General features: G+C 46.7%; 17 protein-coding genes and 1 tRNA gene. 9 read left to right on the top strand and 9 right to left on the bottom strand.

Annotation, left to right across the window (positions count from 1 at the left end; all coding sequences use genetic code 11):
• Together tyrS and ACTHMC_RS24380 are read left to right on the top strand one after the other, a co-directional pair.
• Nucleotides 1-1,272, top strand: coding sequence for a tyrosine--tRNA ligase (gene tyrS / locus ACTHMC_RS24385; RefSeq protein ID WP_440417239.1), 1,272 nt, complete (start codon nucleotides 1-3; stop codon nucleotides 1,270-1,272).
• Between the two features lie 103 nt (nucleotides 1,273-1,375).
• A tRNA-Gln gene (locus tag ACTHMC_RS24380) sits at nucleotides 1,376-1,446 on the top strand.
• Between the two features lie 123 nt (nucleotides 1,447-1,569).
• On the opposite strand, the gene ACTHMC_RS24375 is transcribed toward ACTHMC_RS24380, so the two are convergent.
• Nucleotides 1,570-1,767 (bottom strand): transposase, encoded by a 198-nt coding sequence (locus ACTHMC_RS24375; RefSeq protein WP_440417237.1) that lies wholly within the window; start codon nucleotides 1,765-1,767, stop codon nucleotides 1,570-1,572.
• A gap of 15 nt (nucleotides 1,768-1,782) precedes the next feature.
• On the opposite strand from ACTHMC_RS24375, the gene ACTHMC_RS24370 reads away from it, so the two are divergent.
• Nucleotides 1,783-1,935 carry a hypothetical protein gene (locus ACTHMC_RS24370; RefSeq protein ID WP_440417236.1) on the top strand — a complete coding sequence of 51 codons (153 nt, stop codon included), beginning with the start codon at nucleotides 1,783-1,785 and terminating at the stop codon, nucleotides 1,933-1,935.
• Between the two features lie 70 nt (nucleotides 1,936-2,005).
• Here ACTHMC_RS24370 and ACTHMC_RS24365 read toward each other — a convergent pair whose 3' ends face one another.
• The 4 genes from ACTHMC_RS24365 to ACTHMC_RS24350 form a co-directional block, all read right to left on the bottom strand.
• On the bottom strand, nucleotides 2,006-2,782 hold the full coding sequence (locus ACTHMC_RS24365) for a hypothetical protein (RefSeq protein ID WP_440417234.1): 777 nt from the start codon (nucleotides 2,780-2,782) through the stop codon (nucleotides 2,006-2,008).
• Complete coding sequence (locus ACTHMC_RS24360) at nucleotides 2,767-3,747, bottom strand: hypothetical protein (protein WP_440417232.1); 981 nt, start codon at nucleotides 3,745-3,747, stop codon at nucleotides 2,767-2,769. Before ACTHMC_RS24360 ends, ACTHMC_RS24365 begins: the two co-directional genes overlap by 16 nt.
• Before the next feature lie 365 nt (nucleotides 3,748-4,112).
• The gene (locus tag ACTHMC_RS24355) at nucleotides 4,113-4,793 is read right to left on the bottom strand and encodes an SDR family oxidoreductase (protein ID WP_440417230.1); all 681 of its coding nucleotides are present in this window, start codon (nucleotides 4,791-4,793) and stop codon (nucleotides 4,113-4,115) included.
• A gap of 153 nt (nucleotides 4,794-4,946) precedes the next feature.
• The gene (locus tag ACTHMC_RS24350; protein ID WP_440417228.1) at nucleotides 4,947-5,333 is read right to left on the bottom strand and encodes a helix-turn-helix domain-containing protein; all 387 of its coding nucleotides are present in this window, start codon (nucleotides 5,331-5,333) and stop codon (nucleotides 4,947-4,949) included.
• Between the two features lie 247 nt (nucleotides 5,334-5,580).
• Between ACTHMC_RS24350 and ACTHMC_RS24345 the strand changes: the two genes are divergently transcribed.
• Both ACTHMC_RS24345 and ACTHMC_RS24340 read left to right on the top strand, forming a co-directional pair.
• Entirely contained in the window at nucleotides 5,581-5,952 is a 372-nt protein-coding gene (locus ACTHMC_RS24345) for a hypothetical protein (protein WP_440417226.1), read from the top strand.
• Nucleotides 5,953-5,964: 12 nt separating this feature from the next.
• Nucleotides 5,965-6,897, top strand: coding sequence for an extracellular catalytic domain type 1 short-chain-length polyhydroxyalkanoate depolymerase (locus ACTHMC_RS24340; RefSeq protein ID WP_440417224.1), 933 nt, complete (start codon nucleotides 5,965-5,967; stop codon nucleotides 6,895-6,897).
• Between the two features lie 7 nt (nucleotides 6,898-6,904).
• Here the strand turns inward: ACTHMC_RS24340 and ACTHMC_RS24335 are convergent, their stop codons facing one another.
• Together ACTHMC_RS24335 and ACTHMC_RS24330 are read right to left on the bottom strand one after the other, a co-directional pair.
• Entirely contained in the window at nucleotides 6,905-7,669 is a 765-nt protein-coding gene (locus ACTHMC_RS24335; protein ID WP_440417222.1) for a LytR/AlgR family response regulator transcription factor, read from the bottom strand.
• Between the two features lie 5 nt (nucleotides 7,670-7,674).
• Nucleotides 7,675-8,667 (bottom strand): sensor histidine kinase, encoded by a 993-nt coding sequence (locus ACTHMC_RS24330; protein WP_440417220.1) that lies wholly within the window; start codon nucleotides 8,665-8,667, stop codon nucleotides 7,675-7,677.
• A gap of 173 nt (nucleotides 8,668-8,840) precedes the next feature.
• Here ACTHMC_RS24330 and ACTHMC_RS24325 point away from each other — a divergent pair, with 173 nt between their 5' ends.
• Genes ACTHMC_RS24325 through ACTHMC_RS24310 form a run of 4 tightly spaced genes read left to right on the top strand, consistent with a single transcriptional unit; the run spans nucleotide 8,841 to nucleotide 11,346 of the window.
• Nucleotides 8,841-9,092: a hypothetical protein gene (locus ACTHMC_RS24325; protein ID WP_440417218.1), complete on the top strand. Its 252-nt coding sequence runs from the start codon at nucleotides 8,841-8,843 to the stop codon at nucleotides 9,090-9,092.
• Nucleotides 9,093-9,104: 12 nt separating this feature from the next.
• On the top strand, nucleotides 9,105-9,872 hold the full coding sequence (locus ACTHMC_RS24320) for a sterol desaturase family protein (protein ID WP_440417216.1): 768 nt from the start codon (nucleotides 9,105-9,107) through the stop codon (nucleotides 9,870-9,872).
• A gap of 20 nt (nucleotides 9,873-9,892) precedes the next feature.
• Nucleotides 9,893-11,149 carry an outer membrane protein assembly factor BamB family protein gene (locus tag ACTHMC_RS24315; protein WP_440417214.1) on the top strand — a complete coding sequence of 419 codons (1,257 nt, stop codon included), beginning with the start codon at nucleotides 9,893-9,895 and terminating at the stop codon, nucleotides 11,147-11,149.
• An 8-nt stretch (nucleotides 11,150-11,157) separates the two neighbouring features.
• Nucleotides 11,158-11,346, top strand: coding sequence for a hypothetical protein (locus ACTHMC_RS24310; protein ID WP_440417213.1), 189 nt, complete (start codon nucleotides 11,158-11,160; stop codon nucleotides 11,344-11,346).
• Between the two features lie 9 nt (nucleotides 11,347-11,355).
• Here the strand turns inward: ACTHMC_RS24310 and ACTHMC_RS24305 are convergent, their stop codons facing one another.
• Nucleotides 11,356-12,645, bottom strand: coding sequence for a T9SS type A sorting domain-containing protein (locus tag ACTHMC_RS24305; protein ID WP_440417211.1), 1,290 nt, complete (start codon nucleotides 12,643-12,645; stop codon nucleotides 11,356-11,358).
• A gap of 243 nt (nucleotides 12,646-12,888) precedes the next feature.
• The gene (locus ACTHMC_RS24300; RefSeq protein WP_440417209.1) at nucleotides 12,889-19,218 is read right to left on the bottom strand and encodes a T9SS type A sorting domain-containing protein; all 6,330 of its coding nucleotides are present in this window, start codon (nucleotides 19,216-19,218) and stop codon (nucleotides 12,889-12,891) included.
• Nucleotides 19,219-19,431 lie beyond the last annotated feature (213 nt).

The following is a 19,431-nucleotide window of genomic DNA, read 5'->3' as shown; positions in this document are numbered from 1 at the left end:
ATGAACTGGATAGAAGATCTTCGCTGGAGAGGCATGATTCAGGATATTATGCCGGGAACCGCAGAGCAACTGCAAAAGGAAATGACCACAGGTTATATCGGTTTCGACCCAACGGCCGACAGTCTGCATATCGGAAGCCTGGTACCCATTCTCCTGCTGGTGCACCTGCAGAAAAACGGTCATAAGCCCATCGCCCTCGTGGGAGGCGCCACCGGCATGATCGGCGACCCTACCGGCAAAAGCGAAGAGCGTAACCTGCTGGATGAAGAAGCCCTTCAGCGCAATATCAAAGGGGTACATAACCAGCTGGCCCGCTACCTCAACTTTGACCCTTCCCTGCCGAATGCCGCAGAAATGGCCAATAACTACGACTGGTTCAAGCCCATCAGTTTCATCGATTTCCTGCGTGATACCGGCAAACATATCACCGTCAATTATATGATGGCCAAGGATAGCGTGAAGAAACGCATCGAAGGAGAAACCGGTATCAGCTACACAGAGTTCGCTTACCAGCTGATGCAGGGATATGATTACTATCATCTGTATGTGAACAAAGGGGTCAAGTTGCAGATGGGGGGCTCGGACCAGTGGGGAAATATCACTACCGGAACAGAGCTGATCCGCCGGAAAGCAGGCGGAGAGGCGTTTGCATTCACCTGCCCGCTGATCAAAAAAGCAGATGGCGGCAAGTTCGGAAAGACTGAAAGCGGAAATGTATGGCTGGATCCGGTGAGAACAACACCTTACCAGTTTTACCAGTTCTGGCTGAATGCTACCGATACGGATGCAGAAGGCTGGATCAAGATCTTCACCTTCCTGGAACGTTCTGTGATTGAAGCATTGCTGACCCGTCATAAAGAAAATCCCGGCGCCCGCGAACTGCAGAAAGTGCTGGCCAAAGAGGTGACAACCTTTGTTCATGGAGAAGAAGAATACAATAAAGCCATAGAGACTTCCGGGAAATTATTTTCCAATCAGCATGCTCCTGCTGAAAGCCTGAGCGTGGAAGATATCGAGAGCATGGATGGCGTTACGCGTTTTGACTATCCGGTCGCTAAAATCAATGAAGGGATCGATGTGATCAGCTTCCTGGCAGAGACCGGTATCTTCCCGAGCAAGGGCGAGGCACGCAAGACCATTGGCGGTGTGAGCCTGAACCGCAAGAAGGTGGAAGACATTGCGATGAAAGTTGACGCCAGCTTCCTGCTCCATGGAAAATATATCCTGGCTCAGAAAGGAAAGAAGAACTACTATCTGGTGGTAGTTGGTTAAGCATCAATTTTTTAAAAAAGTTTGCGGAAGTTTTGGGAGGAATGAAATGAAGCATTACTTTTGCACTCCTTTCAGCGATGAACCATAAGTTCTGACTGATGATTGCCCGATAGTATAATGGTAGTACAACTGATTTTGGTTCAGTTTGTCTTGGTTCGAATCCAGGTCGGGCAACAGAAAAGAGAAATCGAAAAATCGGTTTCTCTTTATTTTTGGGCCAAACTTTCAGAGGACTTCAGTTTATATTTGCATCACCTCTTCACTCGGATCAAGTAAAATATCTGGGGCCTGATTTTGCTACGCATAAAGTTTCGATAGCCTGAACAGGAAGAATTTAATGTCTCTAACTCCTCGTGCCGATGCCCGGAAGGCCTTTATTTTAGCATTGAAGGATTCTGCCGAGGCGTTGGTGCTCCTGTTGTTGAAGAAGTTCAGTATTGCCAGGTAATGGATTTCGATAGATCTTGATACAGTTCTGAAGGATTCCATACCCACCGTTTCTACTTAGTTATGCCAAAGCGCCAGCCTTTTAAAAGCTTCCTCTTTGCACTTGCATTGCCGGAAGATCTCAGCCAGCTTTATAGATATACGCAATCACCACAAGACTTCCTGGTGGCCCTCCGGGACCATATCTGCTGGACCACCGATGGCACTACAATGTGAATAGGGAAACAAAAAGCCGCCGTAGAACGAATTCCGCGGCGGCTTTTGAGGAAATGAAAAATAGTAGTCATCATTCAACTTCCAACCCAAAACTAACAGTCAGCTGTTTCCATAACTTTTCCGGAAGCATGTTTCCAAGTCCCATCTCTTTAAAGATAACCGGATTCGGTAATTGATCTTTTACTTGCATAACAAAGGTGAATAGATCTTTCTTTAATGCTTCTGGCAAATCGAATTTACTATCGTCAGAAAGAAGAGTGACTAAACGGAATACGTCTGCCTTATGTTTGCTGATGTGCTTCTTTTCTGCCTGTTCTCCTCTTTCCCTGCGCTCTGTCATGTCAAGAAATGCCTTTGCTTTCAAACAAATAAGAGCCTCGGGATTTGCACGATGAATTCCATTCACAGTTTGCGAAAATGCCAACGTATACCCGTAATAATGATCGTCCATCAAAATAGCCGACAGACTGGAAAGATCATCATCATCTACTGGAATGGGCGTGAGATGCGCCTCTTCAGGTAATGTCAGAATATCTGGTACTCTTGAAAACAACTCGAGCTGAAAGGGAAATCTCTCATCAGTTGGTTTTTGAAAACGGTAGTACTTGCGGTCTTCTTCATTTTTTTCAGTTCGTTGATAGCCGCCCATTTTAATAAACTCCCAGAACATTCTTACAAAATCGGGAGTCAATGCCTCGATCACCAAAATAATATCATAATCGCGTGTTGCACGTGGTTCCAAATCCGCTTCCTCAATCACCAGATCACAGGCTGTGCCGCCTATAATTACATAGTGACCAGCAAATGCTGCAAAATGCTCCCGAAAAACTTCTATTCCTCTAACCATATAAAATTGTTTAAAATGTTTTCTAAAGCCAGTTGTGTTCGTTCGTCTTTACTGTGCTTCAGACTGAGGTAAAGAGACAGCGGGTCAACATATGCTTTCCCTCCAGCCAGCTGCTTTGGATCGTATTTCCAAACTTCAAGACAATATTCTCCCTCCTTTTCATTTTCGTTTACCAACCCCTCCTGCCTCTGCAGGTTAAAGTAACTGTTTCGCCCAATCGCAATATATGCTTGCCGTGGAAAGTTCATATCTGAATACTCTGGCAATGCACTCAGGTTACAATTGGGCAGAGTCGGAGAAGGGCTTACATCTACATATACAGTTTTCAATACTGGCGTTACCAGAAACGGCGCTGACCGCTTCCACAAGTCAGCGTTGGTGAAAGGAAAAACAAATTTCTTTTCCTTGCGACTATCATCAATTGTACAAAGCCCTAAAGCCTGCAAATTTTCTGCAGCCTTTGTAACTGCCATAGGAGTATAACCTAATTTTTCCGCAACGGATTTTAAACTGATCCCTGCTATTGGATCCTGCCTCCCATAAAGTATATGATACAATAGTATTAATTGGCTGGATGGTAGCAACTGGGTGCTGGTAGGTGGCATTTGATTAAAATTCTCCTGCAAATCCATCAGCAACGCAGGCAAAAACAATTGTTTGCCTGGCACGATAAAATTGACACCTTTTTCAATTAGCCTTTTTCGATCAAGTGCAGTTATGGTAAAACTTACAACTGCAGTTTTTACCTCCAGTTTCTGTTCTATAAATGATATTTGTTTGGCTACTCTGCCTACAGTAAATTCTTGTTCAGGTTTAAGAATTGCCAACAATAATCTCCTTCCATTTAACCAGCACATATATAAATCGAACGTTTCTTTGATATATACTGGTAAAGAGACCTGATAAGGATCCATTCGAACCGTAAAACCAAACGTATTTTCCAGGTATGTAACAATATCCTTCATAAATAATAAACCTGTTAAGTTTATTATTCAAATTTAAGTTTATTATATTGATTATTAAAAAATTACTATAAATAATATTATGTATAATTTAAATCTTATAAACTGATTTTAAAGATATTGCTGAGACATAATTAGTTACATCCAAACCCCTCCTCCAGAGGTTTACCCCCTCATACCCAATCCCCTTACTTTTTGCCAAAAACAAGTTGTCTCAAAGTAATTTATAGGCCCCCCAAAGTGTCTAACTTTTTTGGGGGGCCTATAAATTACTTTTGAGACAACCTCTTTATTATACCTCCAGAGGAACTAATGCTTTCAATGATATTTCCGGTGGAGTACTGCAAATTCAGGATACCAGGGATACTCTATCGCGTAGTGTACCCGCCATTTGCAAAAATGGTTTGTCCGGTTATCCACCAGCCATCTGTTACCAGAAACTCCACCAATGGTGCTATGTCTTTGATATCAGTTAAACCACCCAATGCAGAAGCAGATTTATGATACGCTACCGCATCTTCACTTTCCTGCCCATAAAAGAATGGAGTATCCATGGGGCCAGGAGCAACAGCTGTTACAGAGATACCACGGCTACCGAACTCTTTGGAAGCGGCTCTGGTAAAGTGTTCCACAGGAGCTTTCATTCCTTCATAAGTAGAATAATAACCTGTATATGCTGCCAGTAAAGAGGTAACTATCGTACATAACTTTCCGTTGTCGTTCAGTTTTTTTCCTGCCTCCTGTATAAAGAAATAAGCCACCTTGGAATTGATATCGCTCATACTGTCGTATTCTGCTTCTGTAGTATCTGCAATTGGCTTTTTCAAAACCTTCCCTACAGTATTGATGGCAATATCTATACCTCCGAACTTTGCAATAGCTTCCTCAAAAAGTTTGGTAACATTTTTAACATTTGTCAGATCTCCCTGTACCAATATGGCTTCTGCACCCGCAGCCTTCACATCTGCCAGAGTTTTTTCAGCATCAGCTTTTGTACTGTTACTGTTGTAATGAATAACCAGTTTCGCCCCTTTTTTTTGCAAAATCACGGCTCAATAAGCCTCCAAGGTTTTTTGCCCCTCCGGCAATCAGAACTACTTTTCCATTTACATCGTTACGTGCCATACGCTTTTGATTTATTGTGTAAAACAAAGCTCTGTATTACGAACAGATGTATTATGGTGAACTTCACGGAATTCTTATCAGTGCCGTCTCATTTTGCTTTTCGTTCTGAAACTTCCCGGTGTTTCTCCTGTCCATTTTTTGAAAAACTTGGAAAAATTAGAAGGATCGTAAGTGAGAGTAAGTGCAATCGTGGCAATGGAGATGCCGGTATTCGCCAACATCTCCTTTGCTATGCCGATTATTTTTTCATCATAGAAATGGCAGGGATGGTTGCCCATTTCCTTTTGAATGGTATCAGTAAGATGAGTGTGAGATACAGCAAGCTCTCTGGCTATTTCATTAAGCTCCATAAAATCTGATACACGGCCATTCACCACATCATCAACATGCCTGTTTAAAAAATCAAAATATCGCTTTGTGATTTCTATACTACGCTTTACTTCTTTATTTCCAGTTGTCGCCATTACACTATCTCGGTTGATTTCCTTTTAAAGTTCGGTAAACCAATTGTAAAAACACGGTGAACTTTACGGATTTAACAGGCGATTTGGATATATCTGCCAGCAGTTTCAGGTTCAGGTTCAATTTCCGGATACTGACCGGAAACGATCCTTCAGCCGATAGTTTTTACATCCCCCGTTTTGTCCTTTTCATCGTATTTCTTTAAACAACTCCCTCCATTCCGCATCATATTTACACAAAAATTTTGTTATGAAAACATTATTCAGTTTCGCTTTTTTACTCATGGCTGTTATTTTTTCAACGCAGGTTAATGCACAATCCAAACTCACGGAAGAACAGAAAAAAGAATTGATGACGAAGTTCGAAGAGTATAAAGCAAAGCTCAATCTCTCCGAAACCCAGCAGGAAAAAGTAAAAACCATTAACACTACCTACTTCGAAGGACTTGCATCGCTGAAAGAATCAGGCGGGTCCAAACTCTCCAAACTCAAAGCTTACCGGAAGATCACGGATGAAAAGGACAAGCAAATGAAAACAGTATTGGATGCTGGCCAATATGAAACCTACAGGAAAATGCAGAAAGAAATGCGTGAAGAATTCAAAAAGAAAAGAAAACAATAAAACTGTTGATCAATGAAGTTTTTATCTGATCTTATAACTGCCGCTTCCCTGGTCTGTATGTCTTCCATGACCACTGGTTGCAACAAAGATACCGCACCTCCTCCGCGAAATTTTGAAGCAACCATATCGGTGAACGGAATGAACCGCAGCTACCTGGTAAACCTGCCTCCCTCTTATTATTCCGACACAAACTCCATCTACCCGATGGTGATCGCACTGCATGGTACAGGAGGCAATGCAGCCCAGTTCGAAAAAGACTATGGCTTTTCTAAAAAAGCCGACCAGGCTGGCTTTGTAGCCGTTTATCCCAATGGCGTGGCCAGCAATGGCGTATTGCGACTGCGCACCTGGAATGCCGGCACCTGCTGCGATTTCGCCATGAAGAATGGCATCGATGACGTATCATTCATCAGTCAGCTGATCGATAAAATGACCGGTAATTTTCATATCGATCCCAAAAGGGTTTATGTAACCGGTATGTCGAACGGCGGAATGATGACCTACAGGCTCGCCGCGGACCTCGCCCACAAAATAGCCGCCATTGCTCCTGTAAGCGCCTCCATGGTGTATACTCCGCCTGCACAACAACCGCGCCCCGTGCCCATCCTTGAACTGCACAGCGTGCACGACAGGATCGTTCCCTATAATGGCGGCACCAATGAACTGGGCTATTATTTCCCACCAACAGACTCCGTATTGAATGTTTGGGCACTGCGCAACAACTGCCTGCCCAACGCAACGGTTGTAGTGGACGAAGGCAGGTATAAACAATTGAAATGGACTAACGGTAACGGACAGGTGCTAATTGAACATTATGTTACACAGGACGGTGGACATGCCTGGCCTGGTGGCAAACAGGTAAGGGCCAAAGCGGATGTACCTTCGCAGGTGATCAATGCAAACGATCTGATCTGGACTTTCTTCCAGCAATTCAAACTGGAGTGAGATCCCTTCAGCGCTGCATCCATGCCATCAACTCCGGGGCCTTCATCTTACTGATGATGATCTGCTCCGGAGTTTCCACATTTAATTTCAGTACCAGCCGGCGGTTGAAAAAATGTTCGGCCATCACCACCGCTTCCCGGTTTACCAGGTATTGACGGTTTGCACGGAAGAACTGATTGGGGTCCAGTTGCGGCTCCAGCTCATCCAGCACTTCACTGATCGGAAAGCTCTGTTTGTTCCTGGTGTATACTCTTACATTACCTCCAGCGGAATGAATGAAGAGGATGTCGGTGGTCCTGACAGGTATGATCTTCTCGTTACTGAACACCAGCAGACCGCTTTTATAACCCGTATGCAACTTCGACAGAACGGTTTCCAGCTGCCCGTAATCGACGTGGCGCTTTGGCGCCATCCACTCCTTCATCCGCTCGTATTTCTGCAGGCTGGCAGCCAGCTTATCCTCGTCAACGGGCTTTAAGAGATAGTCAATACCATAGGAATTGAACGCTTCTATGGCATAGCTATCGAAAGCTGTACAAAAGATAACAGGACATGCTATCTGTACAGCCTGAAAGATCTCAAAACTCAGGCCATCGGCCAGCTGGATATCCGATAGTATCAACTGGGGAGAAGGGTTGTTCCTTAACCAGTCAATACCTGCTTTTACAGAAGGGACCATTCCCGTCACCACGAGATTGTCGTCAAGCCGCTGCACCATCCCCTTCAGCTCCCTGGCTGTCTTAGCCTCGTCTTCTATGATCAGTATATTCATATTTATCAGCTTAACAAAGGAATCCGTACGCTAAAAGATGTAGCTGTTTCCTCCACAACAATTTCCAGGCCGGTCAGTAGCCGGTAACGTTCCCTGATATTGTTCAACCCGCTGCCCAGGCTTTCCCTGGTACTGTTCTTCTTCTGAATGGAATTGGTCACAATCAGCCATTCTCCCTCCTTCGATTGGATGCTGAGCCTGAGCGGAGAGCCAGCCGTAGCTACATTGTGTTTTACTGCATTCTCTACCAGTAATTGCAGGCTCGCGGGCGGGAGCCGCTTTCGCAGATCGTCCTCTGCAATTGCTATATCGGTCTCCAGTGCATCTTCAAACCGTTCGTTCAATATATGCAGGTAGGCCAGCGTAAAATCCAGCTCCTCCTGTAACGGAACAAGGTCGGCCATGCGGTTGTTCAACAGGTACCTGTATACTTCAGAAAGCCGCTGTATGAATACCCTGGGTGCTTTTTCATGCAGCATGCTTCGCAATGTACCGAGGGAATTGAACAGGAAATGCGGGCTCACCTGTTCCTGTAAAAGGCTCAGCCGGGCCTGCAGGTTCTCCTTTTTCAATTGTTCGTTCTCCAGTTCAGATTGCCGCCTCCTGGCAGACATCCGCAGCAGGTACGCTATAAAGTATAAAAATCCACCAATAACCATTCCCCGCATCAGCAACAGGAAACTCACTGCCCGCATGCCCCGCGGTAAGGCATCCACCCGGTTCTGTACCTCCGCGAAATGGCGTGTAATAGTAAAAGGGAACAGCGAAATGATCATACACCCCGCAATGGCCAGCACGGCCTTCCAACCATAACCTGCCGGCTTCCTCCATGTCAACACATATTGTATGAATAACCAGCTTACAAAGGAGTTTATGAATGAAGAAGAAAATGTCAGCACGGAAGCACCGATATCTTCCCGGTTCAACCGCATCACATATCCCATCGATGCCATAAAAAATGATATCACCAGTCCTGTGACCGGGTATAATTTCTTCATACCACAAACATACCAAATTGACGGGCGGAAAGGATGAGGCCGGCCATGAAAAGGACAAAATGAAATATGAATGTTCAGGGGTGGATTTTTTTCATCGGCCAATATGGCCTTCTCATATGGATTCCTGTTTTCAGGCCCTGATACCCCTCCTATTTTTGAACAAATTTTACTGTATGAAAAAGATAGGTATTCCATTGATGATAGCATTAAGTGTGCTGGCCATGGAAGTAAAAGCACAGGCAGTGATCGTAAGGCGGCCTGTACGTCGTGTGGTGGTAGTGCCTCCTCCTGTAAAAGTGGTGGTAACACCCGCGCATGTTGTTGTAACCACCAGGCCAGTATTGGTAAGACCTGCACCTGTTGTAGTGTATGTAAAACCACCTCAACGGACAGTAATCCTGAAGAACACTGTGATCTGCCACTAACAAGACTATAGTATGCAAACATCAAACTACAGATGGTGGATAGCAACACTGCTGCTCATCCTGATCATAGCAGAAATGATCTGGAGTTGGCGGAACAACAGGAAAATGTACCAGGTGAAAGACACTTTCAGCAACCTGGGCATCATGGTGGGATTTCAATTGTCGAAACTGCTGTTTGCAGGTTTGCAGACAGGTATCCTGTTGTGGTTCTACCGGCACCGCATTTTTGAATTTGAGCCCGGCCTTTTGCTGTTCCTGGTCACTTTCGTTATTACAGATTTCGTATACTACTGGTTCCACCGGGCATCGCATGTGTGGAAACCGCTTTGGGCCTTTCACATAGTGCATCATTCAAGCTTGTATATGAACCTCACTACGTCTTACCGGCTCAACTGGTTTTCCGCCATCGTCACTCCATTCTTTTATGCGCCTATGGCACTGCTCGGATTCCCGCCGGTGATGATCGCTTTATCGGTAGGGCTGAACCTGTTGTACCAGTTTTTCATGCACACCGAGGCCGTAGGTAAAATACAGCCGCTCGAAGGTATTCTGGATACGCCATCCGCCCATCGTGTGCATCATGGCTCCAATGCATTGTATATCGATAAAAATTTCGGCGGTGTGCTCATGATCTGGGACAGGTTATTTGGAACCTATCAACCTGAAACCGAAAAAGTGCAATACGGGATAACAACAGGGTTTGTCAGCAATAATCCGTTTGTACTGGTATTTCATGGGTTTATCGATCTTTTTAAAGGAAGGATGAAACATAAAGGATGAATACAAAAAATATATTTGTCATGGCAGTGCTGGTTACTTTGCTGCAGGGATGTAAGACCAACCAGCACGCGTACGGCCCCGGCTGGTCTGCCGTGCATGCCGATGGACATAATTCGGATTATTCGGCTATCACGGGTGCCAGGCAGTTGAAAGCCGCATGGCAAAGGAAGTTCGATGGCACCATCAACCTGGGGGCCACCACCGGAAATGGCAGGGTGTATATCACCACCAGTGCAGCAGGTTGTCACCTGTACGCACTGGATGCCAATACCGGTGAAACTGTCTGGTGCACGGATGAAGTGAACAGCTATGCGGTAGCTTCCTCGGCGCTGCTGGACCGGGAAGGCAATCTTTTCCTGGCCGATGATGAAGCCATGCATGCCTTCGATCCACAGGGAAGATTGCTTTGGGAAACACCCATCAAAGGCTTCCCGCTCTCTGCTCAATTCACCCAAACAGGGCGGCTCCTGTTCATAACTTATAACGGTTATGTATACTCGCTAAACAGGAAAAATGGAAAGCCCCTCATCAATGGAGAAAATCTGTTGCCCGGGTTTGTGGCAGTCAGTGAATTTGACCCCGCAGCCTGCATGAGAGGTACTGAAGACTGCCCCTGCGCCAATACACTGGCATTCGACGAACGGAATGGCCGGTTCTTTTTCACCTACTGGCAGCCTGGCACGGAAAGCGCCGCACTGTGGGCCATGCAATACACTGAAAATCCCAGGCCAGCCGTTGTAAAGATCTGGGAGAACAATTCCCTTCCCGGCGGAAGTGCCTCCAGCCCGGATATATCCGCAGATGGGAAACGGGTATATGTAAACGATAATGCCGGATCTTTGTATTCCATCAATGCCACCGATGGCGCCATTATCTGGAAATATCCACTCGGTTATGACCCCGGGGGCAGCCAGTCCACATCACCCGAAGGTTATATAATGCCTGCAGGCGCCAGGGGAGCCTCCATGATGTGCTTGAAGGACAAAGGCGACAGTGCCCTGCTCATCTGGAAGAACGATACCTGGCATAACAGGGGACTGCCCACACAGGCAAAGGGGCCGATGGCCTATGCCACCATAGCTTCCGAAGCAGGCAGTTTCCGTAACACCCTGCTGGTATTGGATGTGCTTACGGGCAGAGAGCTGGACAGGCATGCGCTCCCCGGTATCACTATTTTTACAGTGGGCACAACAGTAGGCCCCGAAGGCAATGTATATGTTCCTTCTTTCAACGGAATGCTATTCGCATTCAAACCAGTCACAACCACTATAAAATAAGCCCACCCATGAAACAGCATCATAAGGGTGGGCTTTTGTTGATAAAGATCTTATTGCTGACGGCATTACTGGCCGGCGCTTACTACTTGTATATTTATTCCATTTATTATTATGGTTACTATTATCACTGCGATATTCAATATTATTATTTCGATGATGGTCATTACTGTTCCTGCTGTTGTACATTTTACCATTGAATGATCAACCTACTTCCTGAAAAGCTTATAACTGGTGCTCTGCCCGCTGTTGCCAACCACTTTCAGAATATAGGAACCGGAAGGTAATCCGGACATGTCCACCAGCTTAGAACCTGCCGCCTGCACTGAAACAGTTTTGATAAGTTGTCCGTTTGCATTGAACAACTGAAGGCTGGATACCTGCCTGAGACCGGAAACAAACAACGTTGCATCTGCAGGGTTTGGATAGAATACCAGTTTTACCGCATCGATAGTCAGTTGCCTCATATTACTGTATTCAAACCTGCCATCCAGATCAGTTTGTTTCAGCCGGTAAAAATTTATCCCACTGGCCGGTACATTATCAACATACAGGTACTCCAGTTTTTGCTGGCTGTTTCCATATACCGCTTTACTTTTTATTGAACCTATCAAACTCCAGTCTTTACCATTAACGCTGCGCTCCACATCAAAGCCCTGGTTGTTTTGCTCCGATGCTGTTGTCCAGTTCAACAGAACAGCATTCCCCTTTCTTTCAGCAGTAAAATGCTGCAACGTTACCGGAAGTGTGGAAGTAACAGAAAAATTATCGAAAACATAGTAAGCCCCATGACCAGCAGGTAAGCTTGTTGCGCCAGGTCTGAACTGCCCCACGGTCATGAATTGTTCGCCGCCCACAGCAGTATATTGCAGTGTCACCATAACCCATGTATTACGCGAGGCCGCCCCATAAACACTGGTATTGGTTTTGGGGATCAACACCCTACCACTGCCAAAATCATTCCTGATAGAGTTGTACCTCGGAGATAAATTGCCTACCGTATTTGCAGCTGCCGGGGCGGCAGTAGAAAATACCAAACCAAGAAAACCCTGATCAGGATCAGGTAAGTCATCATAAATAAAGTTTCCGGGAGGAGGAAAACTTGCCGGCGATGCGCCATGGATATGAGCGGTATAGAATGAAAAGGTATAGGTCACACCTGCCTGCAAAGGGCTGGTCAACTGGCTTGTAAAATATTCCTTGTAATCAGTGAAAGTGTTGTTCAGTTCCGCGTACCCTCCCGCAAAACCATCTCCACTCTGAGCCACTATTTTGTCGGGCATTTTATATCCGCAGGTATTGAAATAATCAGGAGTTCCGGCAAGGCTTCCCAGCGATGCTACCCAATTGGAAACATTACTGGCAAACCTTGAATGCTGCGCCGGGCAGGTGGCATACGATTCAAAATCAGGATTGGCTATCTGGGCATTGGTTTTGATGCCCGCCACAATGGTAAGAACTGCAACTTTCAGTGTGAGTGTAGATAAAGTTATATTCATATTGTACAATTAAGTGCGCAAGAATTCCCTTCATTCAGGCCTGCATTCATCGTTTGAAAAGTCAGAAGGGGAACAGTTAAAAAATGGGCCAGCAGCGGTACTGACTGCACTGACAAACTCCCGTCGATCATAATACCTACCAAAAATTTACCGACAGAACAGAGATTGTCAACTTCCTTCATGAAAGCTTACAGCGTTCACGCCACTGGCCCCTGAAACACCACTTGATATTGCCCTGAAAAATTATTGTTTCAGAACCTTGTGCCTGCTGAATGAACCATTTTCATTTTGAATGCTCAGAAAATAAACGCCCGGCACATAACGCGACATATTTATAACTATGATCTGGTCTCTTTCCACCAATATAGATTTCACTACCTGGCCCGAGGTATTGGTAACAGTGATCTTATTCCTGCCCTTCATTCCTTCGATCCTCAGTTCATGCTGCACCGGATTGGGAGCAACCGTTACAGTGAGGGAAGAAGAGAATCTTACCAGCGTTACCGGGCTATATGCATGCCCTCCATCGAAATCCACCTGTTTCAAGCGATAGTAATTCTTATCTGCAAGCGGCATATTGTCTTTATACGTATACTCCTGCCTGGTACTGCTATTGCCATTTGCAGTGGCGGAACCAACAAACCCTATACTGCTCCAGGTCTTACCATCGGCACTCCGTTCAATACCAAACCCTTTGTTGTTCTGTTCACTGGCAGTGGCCCAACTGAGCGTTATGCCCTCATTCACTGCCTGTGCCGTAAATGACAGCAGATTAACCGGCAGTATAGTGCTCAGACTTTGCGTGGATGACAGGTAAACAAAACTGGAACCCAGTGGAACATTCTGGAACTCCACGTAATAAACGCCGTCCTCTACTCCGGATGAAACGGGAGCAATGGGCACCGCCTTTCCTGCGGAGAAACTGCCGTTGTCGTAAACATCGGTTATCACATCATCTGCACTGCCACTATACCTGAACCAGCCACTGGTCAATGCACCCGGAACATTTGTTGCATTCAGCTCGTCCGCACTGTAATAAACCCTTAGCTTACCGGTGGTAACCGGTGATGCATTGTTATCAGCGATGGATGCAATACGTGGCATCAGGTTGGTGAGCAGAGCTGGTCCGTTATTGTATTCAACTCCTTCAGGAGTGATGGTTACATCCAGGTTATTCAGCTCAGGAGTGGAAACGCCGGACAGACCCAGCAGCTTTTGCGTTGCATTTCCAGTCTTGTTGAAATAAACCCATTCCCCTGTTCCGCAGTTATTATTGTATTCACCGGTTGTTTCAACATTTTCCGGCAGGTATATATTGCCTGTGCTTAATGGCGTTACCCTTCCGAAAGTGAAGAAGCTGGCGCCATTGGGGAAAGCATGCATCGCCTCGTAGTTGGTGCCGTTCAATGTCAGTGCAATAGCCGTAACATTGGTGGTGAACGCTGCATCATCAGCAAAGATCATGGCGTAGTCCGCGCAGGCATCATTTGCCAGGGTGGTTGTACCTACAGAAGCCTGCGGTATACGGATAGCCAGCTGATCAGCAAGTCCTGTATTCTGAACCTTCCAGACACGGTTCATACGGCGTCCGTTATTGATGCTGCCTGCATAGATGAATGCGGTATAGGTACCGGCTGTATTGGTCATCGCTTGTACATTACCGTTATCACCCCATAGAAGGAACTTACCATCTGCAATGATGCCGGCATTGGCCTCATTGGTTTGAGCAATTTCTCCCAGGCCCATGATCACCTGTCCGTTGGTATTTGCCTGCTGGCTCCTGCTTTGCTTTTGAAGCAGTGCAGAGTTGAAGTCGTGGCCGATGCCTGCAACATTGTTATAAAACCCGGAGTTGGCCGCAGCATCCCAAACTACCGCATTCTGCGAAGTAGTGTAGTTGTTGCTGTTCTGCAGGGTAATACCATATTTGATGGCCAGGTATGCATCTACTTTATTCCGTTCTGCAGCAGTAATGGTACCATTACCATATATGATCAGTTCGCCGATGTTCCCGGTGAAACCTGCATCATCACCATTCGGACCATCTGTTCCGTTATTGATATTATTAGCGCCGAAAATATGACCGCCAGTGCCCAGCCCCCGGGCAGTATGACTATACGCAGTGCCTACCGGTGCTCCATTGAGCCCCTTGCTGGTGCTGAGATCATAGATACGATGGTACATGATACTTGGTCCATTGGAAGCAAAGTTGATACTACCGGGATTGACAATAAAATCGCCCCCGCCTGTGTTGTTGCTCCTTCCGATATTGCCATTGGCATAGAGTCCCGGGAAATCCCAATTATCTCCATTGAACAATGTATTGTTGATCCCGATATTGAAGAACCTGGAACCAGCCATGCTTTCTTTGGTCAATGAGAATATTTCGAAATCGGTCACAGATACGGTAGGCTCCGTGATATTACCGATCGCCTGGTTGGTGTTGGTGAAGTTGATGCCGGGATTGAAATTGAAATAAGCAGAATCGCCGGTTTTAAATACAGGTAATGCGCCCGTTCCAAGTTGGGATACCACAACACCGGAAGCAAAATCAGTCCACCTTGTGAGGTCTGTGCCTGTTCCCGCCGACTCCGTCTGCTTATCTGCCCTGTACCAGTGGCTCAAGCCGTTGGTCACGCCACCAGGTGCTTGTAAATAAGCAGCGAATGTAAAGTACTGACCATTGCTGAGCGTTACATCTGCATAGGCATATTCCAATCCATTCACCACCTGCAGACCGGTCATGTCTGTAAATACATCAGTAGCATCTATCACATCGTCCGGACTTTGTACCAGTTTCAGATTGGTAAGGCCACGCGGCCATGCCACACGCACCGTGCCGGTACCACCCGTATTCTGCACTTTCCAGATTGCTGCAAAGCGCTTATTGATATCCGGTATACCGGTGATGTTCACGGTTGGCCCTTTGGCCAGTTTATTATCGCCCCATACCAGGTATTGATTATTGGCTATCACTCCGGTGTTGGCCGCATTGGTATTGGCAAGGCCTGTAGTACTGATCAGTACCTGTCTGCCCGCATTCACGCTCATGGATTGCTTCTGGTATAAAGAACCCAGGTCGTCCCTGCCAATGCCGGCAATATTGTTATTGTACCCGTTATTGGCAATAACATCCCACACAATGCCTGCAGTACTGTTCAGGTAATTGCTCACCGAAAGTCCATTATCCGCAAGCAGTGTTATTCCATATTTAATGGCCAGGTAAGAATTGATCTGTTGTTTTTCCACACTGGTCAGGTCCCTTCCGTAACTGATGATCTCGGAGGTAATGGCGCCTGACAGGTTATTGCTGCCACCATCGCTGTTGATGTAAAGATGACTTCCGATCGGGCGGGATGCGTTCACATTTCCTGTTACCAGGCCGGTGGACCCGTTGAGGCTCAGCGTGGCGGAATAAGGATTGCTCACCCACTGCGGCATATAATAGGAATTGATGGCAGGAATCTTGTTGATCCTGGTAATTCCATTGATGGGTGCTGTCTGAACAAAATTATCCTGCCAGAACAAACGTGGCAGTTTGGTGGTACTGGTCAGAAACCAGGGCGCTTCAAAAGCTCCTGAGGAGTTGGCAGTAGTGCCGTAGGTAACGATGGTACGCTCGGATGCTACATCCGGATGACTTTGCAATACAAATGTCGACAAAGGCCGGTGCGCATTGGCCGGGAATACATCCGTCAGCACCAGGGAGCCATGTGCATCGATGGTCTTATCTATTATAGCCGGATTGAAATTATGCACTGCATTTTTAAATATCGGCAGGTTGAATGTCAGCAACTGGCCAGCCGCTCCGCCTGAAGATCCCAGGTTATCCCAGGAGCTTACATCGGTACTGTCTACGGAAGTATTGGTACCGGCATTTGCCTGTAACCATACTGCTGCTCCGCCCACACCACCGGGCCCCACCAGGTAACCGGCAAAAGTGAAATAGCTGCCATTACTGAGTGTCACATCGGCGTAATTGTACCCAACACCGTTAATGGTAATGGTGTTGACAGACATATCCGTGAATACATCAGTATCATCAAACACCGCATCGGCACTCTGAACAAGATGGAGATTAGGAATACCCTGCGGCCAGGCTATCCGCACTGTGGAAGCTGCTGCAGTAACCTGTGATTTCCAGATAGCAGGAAAACGCAGGTTCAATGCAGGACGGCTGGGAAAATTAAAACCGAGGGAGGGCGATCTGGAGAGACCATTGTCTCCCCAAATCAGCCACTGTCCCTCAGTCAGCCCGACCGTATTCAAAGCGTTCGTATTTGCGAGACCGGTAGTTCCGATGAGCACCTGCTGTCCGGCATTATTGCTCTGGGATTGTTTCTGATGAAGGGCGCTGCTTTCATCCCTGGCAAGACCGGCAATATTGTTATTATAACCGGCATTGGCAGTTGCATTCCACACAATCGCGGATGCGCTGTTCATATAATCGGGAACGGCTGTTCCATCATCCGTTTTCAACGTGATGCCGTATTTGATGGCGAGGTAAGAATTGATCCTTCGTTTTTCATTGCCACCTGAGTTCTGGTGGTCCACACTATAGGCAAAAACTTCTGATATGCCTCCCTGGTGATGCTCATTGCCACCTGCCTGCACATTATGTCCTTCAGAGCCGATGGCGAAGTTGGCAGGGCTCCTGTTATCGTTTAACGTACCGATATGGGTGGAGGTGGAACTGTACGTTTTACCATTGATATTCATGTACACCCCATTGATACCATTACCACGCCACAGCATGCCTCCGATATTGGCGGGCAGCGTACGTGCATCCATATCGGTTGTCATCAGCGCACGTCCGTTATCTCTCCACAATTCATACCTTTCATCCCACCTGAAGAAATTAGGGTCATCGTCTGCCCATCCGTAAGGTGTATTCCAGCCACCTCTGCCGGAATTGAACATCACACCGTAGGTTGAACCCGGGCTGTTGACAGAAGGGAAATACAGATCCCCTTCCCGGTAGAAGAAATCATTGGTACCGTCGAAATAATAGAATGGATTGAAGTTGAAGCTATAGGTTTTGTTATCGGCCTTGTATGAATTAGCGGTTACCAGCAGCGGCTGGTAGGTTGCATTGTTATTCTGCATAACATCCCTGCCATTGCCTGACACGTCCTGCCATTTATTTTTTGCTCCGGGAGCTACTACCCCGTCATCGGCTTTATGCCACATCATAAGCCCATCCACTACTCCACCGGGAGAAGGCACTTTAGCACCAAAAGTAAAGTATTGACCATTGGATAGTATTACGTCAGTATAATTATAGACAACGCCATTGATCGTTGTTTCATTGGAAGCCATATCTGAAATGATGTCTGTTGCATCGAAAACAGCATCTGCACTCTGAATCAGTTTGAGATTGAGCAAGCCTTTTGGCCATGCAATACGTACCGTGCCTACAGCTCCCTGGTTTTGTACTTTCCAGGTAGCTGCAAACCGGTGGCTGATGCCGGTGATCCCCGGAATAGCAACGGTGGCTGTTCTGGCAAGGCCATTGTCACCCCAGATGAGGTATTGCCCATCTGTGAGGCTGCCTGCATTGGCCGCATTGGTGTTGGCGAGCGTTCCAACGCCGATCAACACCTGCCTGCCTTCATTGGTGCTCCAGGATTGCTTTTGATAGAGTGCGCCGTTATTATCCCTGGCTATACCGGCAATATTATAATTCCAGCCTGCATTGGCAGTTGCATTCCAGACCGTGGTATTAGTTGAGTTTTTGTAATCGCGTCCTCCACTGGCATAGGTAGTGCCATATTTTATGGCGAGATAGGTTTCCACCTGGTCCATCTGCGTAACGGTCAGTTTATCTTCAAAAACAAGCACCTCATTCAACTGTCCACTGAATGCGCCATAGTTATTGTCACCGCCGATCCGCAGGTCGCGTGCACCTGTTGAGAGATTGGCATTCTGCAGCTGACTGGCTGCATAGTCAACCCTGTTGCCGTTCAGCGATACGGTGGCGCCTGCATAGGCGGCCGTTGCGCCGGCTCCATTCCTCCAGCCTGCACCTGCCGTAAAGAATGATCTGGCTGCCATCGGCGCGTTACTTTGCCCCTGGTATCCGGGCCCGCCGGTGAAGAACAACAGGTGGAAGTTGGAGGCATAAGTATGCAGCCCCGGATAATCCATGGATGGATGAAACCCGAGCAGGCCATTGCGTTTTTGCACATTCATGAAGCCGGCCGCATACAGGGTACCCTCAGCCCGGTCTATGATATTGATGCCTGTACCGGCAGTGAACTGCATCCAGTCATTACTGCCGTCAAAAGTCACTGTTGGATTGAAGTTGGCGAGTGTGGTGGCATTGGAGAAGACCGGCCTTGCCCCGGCTGTTGCCTGCAATAATTTGAATCCTTTGCCGGTGTATTCGTTCCACCTGTAAACCTGGCTATTATCTGACACCTGGGTGGCGCCATTATCTGTATATAATCCGGAACTGATATCAGCCCGGTACCAGGCTGCGGCAGGAACGCCTCCTGGTGATTGTCCTTTGAGAGACTGGGTGGACAGCAGTATGCCTGCCAGCCCAAAAGAGCAGATCAATTTTGTGTACATAAGATGATGGAATTAGAAAGGAAAATGGATAACCGTCCGTATTTGATTTCGTATTAAAACTACTCATATTATGAGCACCTGCTTTCAGATACAGTAATACCTGAAGCTGGTGATTGAACAATCCCGGTAATAGTAAACCCTTATAAACAGATAGATACTATCTCTTAAAGTTCCGGAACCGGTTGATGGAGCTGGTTTGGCAGGCGCCTGTTG

Source organism: Pseudobacter sp. (assembly GCF_051955275.1).
Classification (GTDB): Bacteria; Bacteroidota; Bacteroidia; order Chitinophagales; family Chitinophagaceae; genus Pseudobacter.
Note: the sequence above shows the minus strand (reverse complement) of the source record. Positions and strands in the feature narration are given on the sequence as shown.

Coding starts and splice junctions, on each gene's coding strand:
- ACTHMC_RS24310 (WP_440417213.1), top strand. CDS start 11,158: ATGAAACAGCATCATAAGGGTGGGCTTTTGTTGATAAAGATCTTATTG.
- ACTHMC_RS24305 (WP_440417211.1), bottom strand. CDS start 12,645: ATGAATATAACTTTATCTACACTCACACTGAAAGTTGCAGTTCTTACC.
- ACTHMC_RS24335 (WP_440417222.1), bottom strand. CDS start 7,669: ATGAATATACTGATCATAGAAGACGAGGCTAAGACAGCCAGGGAGCTG.
- ACTHMC_RS24350 (WP_440417228.1), bottom strand. CDS start 5,333: ATGGCGACAACTGGAAATAAAGAAGTAAAGCGTAGTATAGAAATCACA.
- ACTHMC_RS24315 (WP_440417214.1), top strand. CDS start 9,893: ATGGCAGTGCTGGTTACTTTGCTGCAGGGATGTAAGACCAACCAGCAC.
- ACTHMC_RS24330 (WP_440417220.1), bottom strand. CDS start 8,667: ATGAAGAAATTATACCCGGTCACAGGACTGGTGATATCATTTTTTATG.
- ACTHMC_RS24325 (WP_440417218.1), top strand. CDS start 8,841: ATGAAAAAGATAGGTATTCCATTGATGATAGCATTAAGTGTGCTGGCC.
- tyrS (WP_440417239.1), top strand. CDS start 1: ATGAACTGGATAGAAGATCTTCGCTGGAGAGGCATGATTCAGGATATT.
- ACTHMC_RS24340 (WP_440417224.1), top strand. CDS start 5,965: ATGAAGTTTTTATCTGATCTTATAACTGCCGCTTCCCTGGTCTGTATG.
- ACTHMC_RS24365 (WP_440417234.1), bottom strand. CDS start 2,782: ATGGTTAGAGGAATAGAAGTTTTTCGGGAGCATTTTGCAGCATTTGCT.
- ACTHMC_RS24360 (WP_440417232.1), bottom strand. CDS start 3,747: ATGAAGGATATTGTTACATACCTGGAAAATACGTTTGGTTTTACGGTT.
- ACTHMC_RS24370 (WP_440417236.1), top strand. CDS start 1,783: ATGCCAAAGCGCCAGCCTTTTAAAAGCTTCCTCTTTGCACTTGCATTG.
- ACTHMC_RS24320 (WP_440417216.1), top strand. CDS start 9,105: ATGCAAACATCAAACTACAGATGGTGGATAGCAACACTGCTGCTCATC.
- ACTHMC_RS24300 (WP_440417209.1), bottom strand. CDS start 19,218: ATGTACACAAAATTGATCTGCTCTTTTGGGCTGGCAGGCATACTGCTG.
- ACTHMC_RS24345 (WP_440417226.1), top strand. CDS start 5,581: ATGAAAACATTATTCAGTTTCGCTTTTTTACTCATGGCTGTTATTTTT.